Raw genomic sequence first — 12,301 nt, forward strand, 5'->3', positions numbered from 1 at the left:
GACGAGTACGGACACGCCGCCGTCGCCGAACTCGCGTCGAAAGGCGTCGATTGTCGGCACGTCGTCAGCGTCGACCACGGCCCGACGACTGTCAAGTACATCGTCGTCGACGCCGCGGGCGAGGTGTTCGTCCTCGGGTCGCCCGGCGTCAACGAGGCGTTCGACGCCTCGGACCTTCCGGAAACGGCGCTCGCAGACGTAGACCATCTCCACCTGACGAGTCAGGCACCGGGTACCGCCGCCGCTCTCGCCCGACTGGCGAACGAAGTCGGAACCACGGTCAGTTTCGACCCCGGCCGGCGCATCGGCGACAGAGGTTACTCCGAGGCACTTCGGTTGGTCGATTACGTCTTCCTCAACGACCGCGAGGCCGCCACTGCGCTCGGTGAGGCGGCCAGTCCGGGGGACCGAGCCAACCAAGACCCGTCCAGAAACGGCGGCAACGGCGGTGCCGTCGGCGACGCACTCGACGAGACGACGCTCGTCCTCAAACACGGTCCAAACGGAGCGGAAGTCCGCGACGGCGACGAGCGACACGTCCATCCGGGCTATCCCGTCGACGCCGTGGACACGACTGGCGCAGGTGACGCGTTCGCTGCTGGGTTCATCGCCGCGCGACTCGACGGCAAATCGTTCGAACGGTCGCTCGCCGTCGCAAACGCCTGCGGTGCCCTGACTGCGGCCGAACCCGGTGCCCGGACGCAACTGAGTTGGCGACGACTCGACGAACTCGTCGAACACTGACGAGGTCCGGCGAACGCACGCCAGGTTCGCCGGGTCCTACCGCGCCACCCTCGACCGACACGCCACCCAACCGACCATACCAATTTTATCCTCACCGGTCATTCCTCGGGACGATGCTGGACCAGCTATCGGCCGTGGTCGCCGCCCTCGGGTCGCTACCGAGCGTCGGTGTCGTCGCCAGTCGGGTGGCACTCGGTGCCATCGTCGGCGTCGCGGCCGCTGTCGTGATGGACATCCCGATGTGGCGGCAGGAAGAAGGGTTCACACCCGCCTACATCGCCGCCTCGGTCATCCGTCGGACCCGCCCCGACAACGTCGACTTCCTCGACGCGAACCTCGTCCACCACGTCGCAGGTGCGCTCTCTGGGGCGTTCTACGCGCTGGTCTACCTCGTCGTCGATTCGGTCCTCCCCGAGGCTCCGCTCTTCGGCGTGGACTTCCCACCGCACGTCATCTCGACAGGCGTCGTCGTCGCGAGTATCTACGTCCTGTTCTCACAGTTCGTCCTCCCCCGTGCGGGTCGGAGTATCTACGAAGAACGGGCGACGGCCGTTCGCGGGCAGTGGCTCCGGTCGTCGCTCGTCTTCGGGGCGACGCTCTTGATTCTCGCGCCGGCGCTCTTCGCGGGCATCGCGTGAGTGAATTGGCGTCGTCGCCGGTGGTGACGCCCCCTCGAACCGCGGCGTTTTTGCCCGCGACACGAGTGGGTCGGATATGGCGAAACAGCCCCATCTCCTCGTCGAAGAAGGCGACGTAAACGACATCGCACTCATTCCGGGCGACCCGGGCCGCGTCGACCGAATCGCGAAGCAGTGTGAGAACGTCGAAGAAGTCGCACAGAACCGCGAGTACAAGGTCGTCAACGCGGAGTACGAGGGCGTCCCGCTGACTATCTCCTCGACGGGTATCGGGTGCCCGTCGGCCGCTATCGCGCTCGAAGAACTCTCTCGGGTCGGTGTGGAGACGTTCATCCGCGTCGGCACCATCGGCGCGTTGCAAGAAGACATCGAAATCGGCGACATGATAGTCGCGACCGGTGCCGCCAAAGAAGAGGGCACGTCCAAGCGCTACGAGTCCGAAGTCTACCCGGCCGTCCCCGACTACGACGTACTCACGTCGCTCGTCGATGCGGCGGAGGCCAACGACGAAGACGTTCACGTCGGCCCCATCGTCTCAGACGACGCCTTCTACAACGAATCCGACGAGTACGTGAACGACTGGAACGCGGCGGGACTCCTCGCCATCGAGATGGAGGCCGCGACGGTGTTCTCGCTCGCCCGCCGCAAGGGCCTTCGCGCAGGTGCCATCTGTACGGTCGACGGGAACCTCGTCGCCGGTACCCAGAAGGGCGCAGACTCTGACGAAGAACTCCCCGAGAAGGCGAAGAACAACGTTGAGCGCGCAATCAGCATCACGCTCGACGCCGTCACCGACCTCGCGTAAGGGTCTCCAGTGGATATTCGCCACCTCGTGGCCCGTGTGGCCGCACGCGCCAGCGAACTCCGTGCCCGTATTCGGCGGGTAGAGCGGCGTGAAGCGGTGGCGTTCAGTCGCTGGATAGAGAACACGAACAACCTGCTTCATCTCACGGTTTTACTCCTCATCCCGCTTCTCATCGGAGTCGTGACGTTCGTCTCGAACGCGGTGAGCACGCTCTCGTTCCTGTTGTTTCCGCCACTCGCGTCCGGGTCGTACACGCTCTTTTCGGACCCCGAAGGACAGTACGCGTCGCCAGTGAAGTTCGTCCTCGCACTCACCGTCGGTGCCCTCTGTGGACTCGTCGCGTTCGGGTTCACGACGTTGGTGTACGGACCCGCTGGGACCACCATCGTCCACCCATCGTCTGCCGCCCTGGCTATCTTCCTCGCGGGTGGCGCGACGTGGGCACTCGATATCGAAGCACCCTCTGCGTTCTCGACGGCGCTCTTGACCCTCGTGACGGGAGACGTGAACCCCGAAGAGTACGTGGTGAGCATCTTCTTCGCGAGCGTCGTCATCGCCACCGTGTTCACCGTTTGGCGCGAGGAGTTCTACGAGCGACGTGCCGAGTACCTCTACGGGACGGTCAAAGGTGACGACCACGTCCTCGTTCCGATGCGCGGCGAGACGGCAGACCGAACTGCGTTCTTCGCGGCCCGTCTCGCCGCAGCACACGAGGCCGGGAAAGTCGTCCTCCTCGACGTTCTCTCGCCCGACGAGACGGTCGACACGGGGGAGCGACGCTCGGGCACAGACGGAGACACAGACACAGAGGCGGACGTGGTGCCTCCCGAATCGACCGGGAGTCCTGCTGCCGACGCCGCAGTCGACCGTCTCGAAGCGTGCGCGCACGACATTCGAACCAAACTCGGCGTCCCCGTCGAAGTCGTCGTCGCCAGCGGCGACCCGCTACCGGCGACAGTGGAGGCGGCAGGCAACACCAACTCCGACCTCGTCGTCACACCGTACGAAGAAGACCGAGGCTTGCTGTCGGACTACGTCCGCGGCCTCTTCGGTGGCGAGTACGATACGGTCGCGTTTCGCTCGACCGGGGGACCGTACCGCTGGCGTCGGATTCTGGTCCTCGTCTCGCGCCCCGGTGATGCCGCCCACGCCATGATAGACTTCGCGACGCGCCTCGCCGGGAAGACGGGGAGCGTGAGTGTCACGACGTGTATCTCGACCGAAGTCGAACGCCGACCAGCGGAGGCGAAACTCGCGAATCTGGTCGAGACGGCAGAAGGGAACATCGAGACCCGAGTCGCCCGCAGCGAGGTGACGAAGTTCATCGCCTCGAACACCGCCACGTACGACCTGGTCGTCCTCGGGTCGAGTGGCGAGCGCTCTGCTGCCTCGCGGTTCATCTCGCCGCCGACGTTCGAACGAATCAGAGAGACCGACTGCGACGTTGCCGTCTTCGACCGCGGAAACTAGTCGTCGCTGGCGTCGGTATCGACTTCGTCTGTGTCGTCTGCGGCCGTGGCCACCTCGTCTGGTTCTTCTTCGAGGAGGCGCTCTTCGACCGTCTCGAGACCGCTCCCGCCGATGGCGGACTCGGCGAGGAAGTGGCCACCGAGTGCGGCAGGGCTGATGACGGTGTTCGCCCCTGCGCGCCGGAGTTTGGGTTCGTTCTCACGCTGGGTCGCCGCCGCGACGATGTGGATGTCGGGGTTGAGTTGCCGCGCCGTCAGGATGGCGAGTGCGTCTTCGGCGTCGTTGTTGGTGGCGACGATTGCAGACCGTGCCTCCTCGACGCGAGCGCGCTTGAGTGACTCTTCGTCGCTCGGGTCGGCGGTGAATACGTCGTAGCCACGGTCTGAGAGGCGCTGTGCACGCTCCGAGTTCGGCGTGATGATGAGGACGTCAGCGCGGCCGTCGAGTTCTTCGAGAATCGGTTCGGTCAGTTCCCCGTGGCCGAGGACGAGGATGTGGTTGTCGAGGATTTCCAGTTGTGATTCGGTCATGCGTCCAAGTGCTTTGGTGAGTCGTGCTTCGATTGCGGGCGTGAGCAAGACACCGAGCGCCACGGCGAAACTCGCGACGGTGACGAGGAGTGCCGACATCCCGAACAGTTTGGCGTACGGTGTCCGCGGGGTGATGTCGCCATAGCCGACGGTGCTCCCGGTGACGAGTGCGAAGTAGAAGGCGTCGAACAGCGTGTCGATGCCGTTGAAGTCACGCCGGAGGGCGTACGCCCCAGCAGTCGCGTAGGTCTGCGCACCGACGATAGCCAGCAGTGCCGACAACTGCGTGACGTTCCAGTCGAGGTCACGGTCGAACGCCCGGTAGTTCAGCAGACAGAGGACGAGACTGATTATCGAGAACCCAATCAGTGGGGCCGCGCGTTCGGGCGACTGGATGAGTCCCTGCGTGGCGGACACCGGCAGGAGGACGACCGTCGAGTACCACGCCGCACGAAGGCGTCGCCGCAGACCGTACACGCTGGCGAGGAGGAGGAATCCGGTGAGCGTGCCGGTGAACCCTGCAGTGATACGAATCACTTCGGGGACCAGCGACCCGAGGAGACCGCCCGACAGCGGCGCACTGATGTTCAAGATACCCGTCACTGCGGACAGGATGGCGACGACGAACACTGTCGTGACAGTGGTCCGAGCGCCTACCCAGTCGCGTGCCGACACCATGTCGCCGGAACTCGGCAGGGGATGGGGAAAAAGCGTTGGGTATCGATACGACTGACAGACGACACCGCGACCGACCCGTGTCACGAGCGAACGTCACGCTCGTCGTCACGCATTTATCTCGGGAGTGAGTGAACAGGGCTATGGCTTCACTCCCTGTCGAAGTGGTCTATGGTCTCTACTTCGGCATTCTCACGGGACTCGTCCCCGCCGCCGTCGCGTGGCTTTTTGGGTTCGGGTTCCGGTACGTCACCGGGGTCACGATACCCGGTCTCGCCGTGGTCGTCCTCAGCGTGGCCATCGCCGGTGCCAGCGGTGGTCTCATGGCTCTCGCCGACCCCACCATCACGCAGTCTGACAACCAAGTCCGACTGACTGTGGCACTGTTGGTCGTGCTGATGGGGGCACTGTACGCACACAACCGCGGTGACGCGTTCGCGAACGAGATTCCACGGAAGATGTCGCTCCGAAGACTCACCGAACGGACGCTTTCGACCGACGTTGTCGAACTGGTAGGCGGTCGGGGACAGGTCACGGTCACCGTCCCGCGCGAAGTCGGCGACATCGAGGGCTACCCACCGGTCCCCGTCGACGTTCGCACCGCGATTCGAGACGGTGAGTGGACGTTCCCCGCAGACATCCCACTGGTCGAACTCGAATCGCGGTTCGCAGACCGCCTCCAGACGGAGTTCGACCTCGCCGCAGTCGAGGTCCAAATCGACGAACAGGCCCGTGCGAGCGTCGCCGCAGCAGCACCGGTCGGCGGTCTCTCGAAACGACTCTCCGCAGGGAAGCGGGCCGTCTCTATCGAGGCACTCGTCCCGACCGGACTCGCACAGGGCGACGACGTCGTCGTCGCCACCGACGGCGGCACCATCTCGGCGAGCGTCGTCGGTGTCGATTCGGTCACCGAAACAGTCGATGCCGACGACGCGGAAGACGAGGAGGCGCCGAAGTGGGCACCTCGCGCACCGACGGCGGCGGGCGGTGAGGGCCGAGTCACACTCGCGGTCGAGCGAACCGACGTCGAGTCGCTCCTCCGAAGTGACGCGACGCAGTTCGTCGTCACCTCTCGGGGTGTCCGCCGTGAGTTCGAACTCGTCTCACTGCTTCGCCGAGCAGGCAAGCGATTTTCGAGACTCACTGTCGGGGCGGACGGCCCGCTGGATGGCGTGTCGCTCAGAGCAGCGAGCGTCCGCGATACCTACGGCGTGGCCATCCTCGCTCTCCGCCACGGTGGGACGTGGACCATCGCCCCCCGCGGCGACCAGAACCTCTCGGCTGGAGACACACTGTACGCCGTCGGGTCGCGTTCCGACCTGACCGCGTTCGAGGAGGCAGTCGCGTGACTGCACCGATGCTCGCTGCCGACTTCGGGTCGGTCGTCGTCGGACAGGTGCCGGTCCCGTCATCGAGTGACCCACTGGTCAGGAACGTCCTCCGTGTCGTCGGCCTCGTCGTCGGCGCGTTCCTCGCCTCCGGCGTCGCCGCACTCACGTATCGATGGTACACCCGCGAGGCCATCCCACGGGCACTCGCAGTCCTCTTCGGCACCTCAGTCGTCGCACTGTACCTGAACACTGTCGGCCTCTTCGGCGACTTCGTCACGGGGACGGACACCGCTGTCTTCGAACTCGAACGCGTGCTCTTCAACACGTCCGCGCTGGCGGGTGCCGCAGTCGCCTCGCCCGTGGGCCGTCTCGTCGGCGACCGTACTGCGACAGACGTGTTCGCCGTCGCCGGTGCGAAAGAACTCGACACCGACGTGAGTCGCCTCGTCCGAACCGTCGGGCGGGTGACGACGGTGACGATTCCCGACGACGTGGGTGACATCGAAGGCTACGACCCCGTCTCCGAGAGCATCAAAGACCAGTTGAGCGGCAAGACACTCCTGTTCCCGCGGCGACTCAGCGAGGGGGAACTCCGTGAACGCCTCGTCGAACGAGTCAAAGACGACCACGGTGTCGGCCACGTGGACGTCGAGTTCGAAGACGGGAACGTCTCGTACTTCGCACTCGGAAGTCGCGCCGCCGGACTCGGCCCGACGCTCGCACCCGGGACTGTCGCGATTGCCATCCGTGCAGACCCCGGACCCGGTGCAGGTGCCGGCGACCCGGTGCAGGTCTGGGCGATTCCGGACGCTGACGACACAGACGGCACGGACGGCGAATCGGTGGCACCCACGAACGGAGAAGAGACGCGTGTCGAGAGCGACGGGAGTGGGTCGGTGCCGACTCGTGTCGCGTTCGGCGAACTTCGCGGCGTCGCCGAGGACGTGGCCACCATCGCCCTCGACGAAGAAGACGCGGACAAACTCACGGGTGCAGACGAGTACCGGGTCGTTACGCTCCCGGCGGACCTCCGCGTCGACCGTGAGTTCGCGTCGCTCCTTCGGAACGCAGACGAGACCATGGCGGTCACCACCGTCACCCCGGATTCGGCACTCGATGGACAACGAGTCTCTGACGTGGAGACGACTGTCGTCGCCATCAGGCCATCCAACGCGCCCGTGGACGCCATCCCGGCACGGACCCGTGAACTCTCTGCTGGCGACACACTCTACGTCGTCGGCCGGCCGGAACTCCTCCGGAGAGTCGAACGCCGGGCGACGACCGACGACAGCAGAACCGATGGTGGAGACGACGAGGAGACGGGCGAAGATGGGAACGACAGTCACCTGACGCCTGATTCGGGGGCGCAATCCTCATGAGCGCCGAGCGAGGAACCCATAGCATGGAGTGGAAATTGTTCGCAGACCTCGCGGAGGTGGCCGGTGCGCGCACCATCCGCGTCGACGTCGGCGACGACGTGACTGTCGGCGAGGCACTCGACGCACTCGTCGGTGCGCACCCGTCGCTCGAATCGCGGGTGTTCGCCGACGACGGCGAGTTGTACGACCACATCAACGTCCTGCGAAACGGAGAGAACGCGTCACTCGACGACGACGCGAAAGTGGGCGACGAACTCGCTCTCTTCCCGCCGGTCAGCGGCGGATAACGCACGTCCCTACGACGCTCGGCGAGTGGCGTCTCGTCGGCAGCGACCGAACTAGCTCATCGCGTCGGGGCGAATATCCGGGTTCTCGCGGACGAATTCGACGATTCGAGAGACGTAGGACTCGAACGGCGGTGGGTCGATACCGGTTCCAGCGAGGTGTTTCCGCGCGTTCGCGCCGACGTAGCGAGTCGGGTGTGTGAAGTACGGCAGTGTCTCCGGTTCGATGCCGACGAGTTCTCTGAGTGTGTCCGACCGCTTCAGTACCGACGTGGTGAGCCCAACCGGTGTCGGGACGGAGATACCGATTCGGCCCGTCGCGTCGAGGAGCGTCGAAGTGAACGCCCGAATCGTCAACGGGTTCGGGTCGCACAACTGGTAGGTGACGTTCTTCGAACGGTCGAGTCCCGAGAGGTGGTCGATAGCGTCGACGACGTAGTCTCGCGGGACGACGTTCAACTCGGCCGCGTCGGGGTCACCGAGTCGGGGAACGACCGCGACGCGCGGTTGTCGGAGGAGCAACCGAATCATGTAGTAGGGGCCGTCGTACTTCTGCGTCGCACCGGTCTGACTGTCGCCGACGACGATTGCGGGTCGATAGACCGTCGCTGGTACCTCGCCGGACTCCATTCGGTCGCGAACGAGCAGTTCGGCGCGGAACTTCGTCTCCTCGTAGTGATTGTTGAACGACTGCCCGACGTCGAGGTCGGATTCCGTGAACACGCCGTCGTGGCGACCACTGACGTAACACGTACTGACGTGGTGGAACCGGTCGACTCCGGCCGCCTCGGCGAAGTCGAGGACGTGCCGCGTTCCGTCGACGTTGACCGACTCTCCGACCTCGGGAGAGACGGCCAGGTCGTAGACGGCGGCGAGGTGGAACACCTCGCTCACGCGCGATTCGAGGTCGGTGCGTGTCGTCTCTGAGAGTCCGAGTTCCGGGTCGGTGATGTCGCCTTCGACGAGGGTCAGTGTCTCGCGCCAGTCTGGTCCGAAGAGTTCGGCAGCACGCGTTTCGGACGCCTCACGGTACTTCGGTTGGACGAGACAGACGATTTCGTCGGTTCTGTCGGCGAGGCGTCCGACGAGTGCACTGCCGAGGAATCCGGGGAATCCGGTGAGGAAGATGCTCATGGGAGCACCTCGGTGAGTCGTTTCCAGAGGCGAAGCCCGAGTGTCGCGCCGTTGGCCCAGGCCTGCTTTCCGCGCTTTGGTGGCGACAGGAGGCCCACCCGTTGGGTCGCGACGGTCTGCGACTCGGTGTACTTCAACAGGCCGTGTCGCCCGTGTCGGCGACCGACACCGGAGTCTTTCATCCCGCCCATCGGCGCGTCGATGGACGCCCACGCTGCGGCGTAGGCATCGTTGACGTTGACGGTGCCCGCTTCCAGTCGCGCGGCGACCTGTTCGCCGCGCTGGGTTTGCTTCGTCCAGACGCTCGCGTTCAGTCCGTACGCGGAGTCGTTGGCGCGTTCGATGGCCTCGGAGACGCTCTCGACTTCGTACAGCGAGACGACCGGACCGAACGTCTCCTCGTCGGCGAGCGTCGCGTCGGGCGTCACGTCGGTCAGAATCGTCGGTTCGTAGAAGTACGGCCCGAGGTCAGGGCGGGCACGACCACCCGAGAGGACTGACGCGCCCTTCTCGACGGCATCTTCGACGTGTGTTTCGACTTTCTCCAACAACTCACGGTCGAGAAGTGACCCCACGTCGTGGCCGTAGTCGTATCCCGCGTCGAGCGTGAGTCCGCGCGTCTCTCGAACGAACGCGTCACGGAACTCGTCGGCGACTGCCTCGTGAACGTAGATTCGCTCGATAGAGATGCACAGTTGTCCAGCGTTGGCGAAACACCCACGGACGGCACCCCGTGCTGCCTTCTCCACGTCGGCGTCGTCGAGGACCAACAGCGGATTCTTTCCACCGAGTTCGAGCGAGCAATCGGTGAGGTGGCGACCTGCCGTCTCGGCGACAGTGCGTCCGACTTCCGTGCTTCCGGTGAAACTCACGTAGTCGACGCCTTCGATGAGCGGTTCGCCCAGTCGTGGCCCCTCGCCGGTCACGACCTGAAACACGTCGTCCGGGAGGCCGCACTCACGGAGTACGCCGAGCGCCCAGAGCGCAGTGAATGGTGTCCCTTCGTCTGGTTTGAGGACGACTGCGTTCCCCGCGAGTAACGCGGGAATCGACTCTGAGACGGAGAGCGAAAGCGGGTAGTTCCACGGCGAGATGATGCCGACGACGCCGACAGGGTGGTGGTGTTCGACGGCCTTCGTCACGAGCGGAATCGCGCCGACACGCCGTTTCGACGCGAGTTCTCGCTCGGCGTGGTTCGCGTAGTATCGTGCCGTCGTGGCGACGTCGAGAACCTCTTCGAGTGCGTCGGCGCGTGCTTTCCCCGTCTCGGTCTGAATCACGTCTAAAAGCGCCTCGCGCTGGTCGAGGACGGCGTCGTGGAACCGAGCGAAGACGGCAGTTCGGTCTTCGATTGGCCACGTGGACCACTCGTCACCCGCGGATTTGGCCTCTGCGACGGCTGAACGAACGTCGTCGGGTGTACACAGCGGGACGGTCCCCACGACGCTGTCGTCGTACGGAGCGTGGACCTCGAGTCCCGGCCGGTCGTCGAGTGGGGTGACCAGCCGAGCGAGTTCGTCCAGTTCGTCTCGGGAGACGGGAGTGGAGGGGGCGTCTGTCATACCCGACTATACCCGCGTAGCTACTATAGTAGTGTTTACACGTCGGGCGAAATCGAGAGAGAAAGAATCGCGGGTCGAGCTTACTCTTCGGGGCGCGGGAGTGCCGTAAAGAGCGTCTGGACGATGGAGAACGGGTCGTAGACGGACTGGTGGCACTGACAGTAGACACCGTCTTCACCACCGAACTTCGCAGCGTCGGCGGCCTGCTTGTATCCGGGGACACAACAGAAGTGCGTACACTTGTTGAGCCACGCGATGACACCCTGGTCCGTCGCGGCGGCGAGGAAGTCGTTTTCCTGTGCGGCTTCCTCGATGCGGTTCGAGCGGAGAATCTGAATCGGCATCGTGTCTTCGGTGTCCTGCGAGCGCCACGTGCCAGTCGCTGGCTTACCGATGCCGGCCTGCCCGATACCGTTGCCCCACGTCTCGTAGTCGTCGAAGTCGTTGACGTTCAGTCGGTCACCGGCGCTGTAGACTTCCTGTTGCCAGTCGTAGCCACCACTGTCGGAGCGGAAGTAGTTGTCAGACTCGTAGTCGGGCGCGAGTCCCTCGTAGGCCTGCACACCGCAGTACTGGAACCACGCTGACGAGTAGCTGACGCCAGTTCCCTTGAAGTCGTCAGTCTGTGCAATCTGGACCTCGACACCGCCTTGGGTGACCGTCTGAATCTCGGGCCAGAGACCCTTGATGAAGCCGTCACCGTCGATTTCTATCGGAATCAGCGGCATGCCGCGCGGTGCAGGACCGGCAGTGTTCTCGATTGCGTACGCCTGCGTCGGACCGCCACCGGCACCCGGTGAGACCGTTGCACTGTTGATGGCGGCCGCGCCAGTCGTTCCCACGCCAGCGAGCGCCGCGCCCCCGACGACGCCCTTGACGAATCGACGACGACCCGAGTCGGCGGGGTACTTGTCGCTATCGCTCATACCCTGAAGTTCGACCCGTCCAGTAAAAGCGTGACGAATCACCCGTGTTAGTTCATCCCACGAAACCGGCGGCCTCAGTACTGTGGGGGGCTAAATATCCGGGATTCCGAGTTCGGAGAGAAATTCACCAGTCGTTTACAAACATTCGTTTAGAACGTAACTTCGGGCAATTTTTCGGCCGTACTCGTGGCCTTTTACAGTGTGGTACTCGTATCCGAGTACGAGATGCGATTGCACACCAGAGACGTCAGACAAGACGTCCGCGAGCTTGGGGCGTTACTCGGGGACGTACTGGAGGCACAGACCTCTACGGCGTCGTTCGAGACTGTCGAAGAACTTCGGCAGGCGGCCATCGCCTACCGGAAAGGTGAGTCGGGGTCCCGAGAGAAACTCTACGACGTCGTGGGTGACCTCGACCCCGAACGTGAGAGTGTCGTCGCCCGCGCGTTCACGACGTACTTCGAACTCATCAACCTCGCAGAAGAGCGTGAGCGTGTTCGGGTCATCCGCGAGGCGTCACAGGAGGGGTCCCTCGCCGACGGGATTCTCGCCACGCTCGACTCCCTCCACGAGGAAGACGTCGACGAGGAACTCCTCGAACGTGTTCTCGAAGACGTCCTCATCGAACCGACGTTCACGGCGCACCCGACGGAAGCGCGCCGAAAGACGGTCAAGGCCAAACTCCGCTCGATTGCGAATCGGCTGGAGACGCTCGACGAACGCCGCCTCACCGACCTCGAAAACGACCAGGAGTGGCGGCACGTCGTCGCCGAGGTGACGAGCCTCTGGCAGACCTCACAGGTTCGTAACCGACGACCAGAAC

Annotated in this window: 12 protein-coding genes; 8 read left to right on the forward strand and 4 right to left on the reverse strand. The window is 64.4% G+C overall.

From position 1 onward, the window contains the following. The 4 genes from AUR66_RS08215 to AUR66_RS08230 form a co-directional block, all read left to right on the forward strand. Nucleotides 1-744, forward strand: a 744-nt coding sequence (locus AUR66_RS08215) for a carbohydrate kinase family protein (protein WP_058571974.1), incomplete at its 5' end; no start/stop codon positions are given. Between the two features lie 113 nt (nucleotides 745-857). Next, entirely contained in the window at nucleotides 858-1,382 is a 525-nt protein-coding gene (locus tag AUR66_RS08220; RefSeq protein WP_058571975.1) for a hypothetical protein, read from the forward strand. 76 nt (nucleotides 1,383-1,458) lie between these two features. After that, nucleotides 1,459-2,187: a nucleoside phosphorylase gene (locus tag AUR66_RS08225; protein ID WP_058571976.1), complete on the forward strand. Its 729-nt coding sequence runs from the start codon at nucleotides 1,459-1,461 to the stop codon at nucleotides 2,185-2,187. 9 nt (nucleotides 2,188-2,196) lie between these two features. Next, nucleotides 2,197-3,657, forward strand: a complete 1,461-nt coding sequence (locus AUR66_RS08230; RefSeq protein WP_058571977.1) for an HPP family protein — start codon at nucleotides 2,197-2,199, stop codon at nucleotides 3,655-3,657. Here the strand turns inward: AUR66_RS08230 and AUR66_RS08235 are convergent. After that, nucleotides 3,654-4,865: an NAD-binding protein gene (locus AUR66_RS08235; RefSeq protein ID WP_058571978.1), complete on the reverse strand. Its 1,212-nt coding sequence runs from the start codon at nucleotides 4,863-4,865 to the stop codon at nucleotides 3,654-3,656. The two genes, AUR66_RS08230 and AUR66_RS08235, sit on opposite strands and share 4 nt — an antisense overlap. Nucleotides 4,866-5,005: 140 nt before the next feature. Here AUR66_RS08235 and AUR66_RS08240 point away from each other — a divergent pair, with 140 nt between their 5' ends. Genes AUR66_RS08240 through AUR66_RS08250 form a run of 3 tightly spaced genes read left to right on the forward strand, consistent with a single transcriptional unit; the run spans nucleotide 5,006 to nucleotide 7,859 of the window. Continuing rightward, nucleotides 5,006-6,211, forward strand: a complete 1,206-nt coding sequence (locus AUR66_RS08240; RefSeq protein WP_058571979.1) for a potassium channel family protein — start codon at nucleotides 5,006-5,008, stop codon at nucleotides 6,209-6,211. Nucleotides 6,212-6,219: 8 nt separating this feature from the next. After that, entirely contained in the window at nucleotides 6,220-7,572 is a 1,353-nt protein-coding gene (locus AUR66_RS08245) for a TrkA C-terminal domain-containing protein (protein ID WP_157533033.1), read from the forward strand. A 23-nt stretch (nucleotides 7,573-7,595) separates the two neighbouring features. Beyond that, nucleotides 7,596-7,859, forward strand: coding sequence for a ubiquitin-like small modifier protein 1 (locus AUR66_RS08250; protein WP_058571981.1), 264 nt, complete (start codon nucleotides 7,596-7,598; stop codon nucleotides 7,857-7,859). Between the two features lie 51 nt (nucleotides 7,860-7,910). Here the strand turns inward: AUR66_RS08250 and AUR66_RS08255 are convergent, their stop codons facing one another. From AUR66_RS08255 to AUR66_RS08265, 3 genes are all read right to left on the reverse strand, one after another. Next, nucleotides 7,911-8,990: an SDR family oxidoreductase gene (locus AUR66_RS08255; RefSeq protein WP_058571982.1), complete on the reverse strand. Its 1,080-nt coding sequence runs from the start codon at nucleotides 8,988-8,990 to the stop codon at nucleotides 7,911-7,913. After that, entirely contained in the window at nucleotides 8,987-10,552 is a 1,566-nt protein-coding gene (locus AUR66_RS08260; RefSeq protein WP_058571983.1) for a succinic semialdehyde dehydrogenase, read from the reverse strand. The genes AUR66_RS08255 and AUR66_RS08260 overlap by 4 nt, the downstream gene beginning before the upstream one ends. Before the next feature lie 80 nt (nucleotides 10,553-10,632). Then, the gene (locus tag AUR66_RS08265; RefSeq protein WP_058571984.1) at nucleotides 10,633-11,478 is read right to left on the reverse strand and encodes a cytochrome B; all 846 of its coding nucleotides are present in this window, start codon (nucleotides 11,476-11,478) and stop codon (nucleotides 10,633-10,635) included. Nucleotides 11,479-11,703: 225 nt separating this feature from the next. Between AUR66_RS08265 and AUR66_RS08270 the strand changes: the two genes are divergently transcribed. After that, on the forward strand, nucleotides 11,704-12,301 hold a 598-nt coding region (locus AUR66_RS08270; protein ID WP_157533034.1), incomplete at its 3' end, for a phosphoenolpyruvate carboxylase.

The organism is Haloferax profundi (assembly GCF_001469865.1).
Classification (GTDB): domain Archaea; phylum Halobacteriota; class Halobacteria; order Halobacteriales; family Haloferacaceae; genus Haloferax; species Haloferax profundi.

Excerpts from the sequence above, each read along its gene's own strand:
- AUR66_RS08220 (WP_058571975.1), top strand. The coding sequence starts at position 858 with ATGCTGGACCAGCTATCGGCCGTGGTCGCCGCCCTCGGGTCGCTACCG.
- AUR66_RS08225 (WP_058571976.1), top strand. The coding sequence starts at position 1,459 with ATGGCGAAACAGCCCCATCTCCTCGTCGAAGAAGGCGACGTAAACGAC.
- AUR66_RS08235 (WP_058571978.1), bottom strand. The coding sequence starts at position 4,865 with ATGGTGTCGGCACGCGACTGGGTAGGCGCTCGGACCACTGTCACGACA.
- AUR66_RS08240 (WP_058571979.1), top strand. The coding sequence starts at position 5,006 with ATGGCTTCACTCCCTGTCGAAGTGGTCTATGGTCTCTACTTCGGCATT.
- AUR66_RS08245 (WP_157533033.1), top strand. The coding sequence starts at position 6,220 with ATGCTCGCTGCCGACTTCGGGTCGGTCGTCGTCGGACAGGTGCCGGTC.
- AUR66_RS08250 (WP_058571981.1), top strand. The coding sequence starts at position 7,596 with ATGGAGTGGAAATTGTTCGCAGACCTCGCGGAGGTGGCCGGTGCGCGC.
- AUR66_RS08255 (WP_058571982.1), bottom strand. The coding sequence starts at position 8,990 with ATGAGCATCTTCCTCACCGGATTCCCCGGATTCCTCGGCAGTGCACTC.
- AUR66_RS08260 (WP_058571983.1), bottom strand. The coding sequence starts at position 10,552 with ATGACAGACGCCCCCTCCACTCCCGTCTCCCGAGACGAACTGGACGAA.
- AUR66_RS08265 (WP_058571984.1), bottom strand. The coding sequence starts at position 11,478 with ATGAGCGATAGCGACAAGTACCCCGCCGACTCGGGTCGTCGTCGATTC.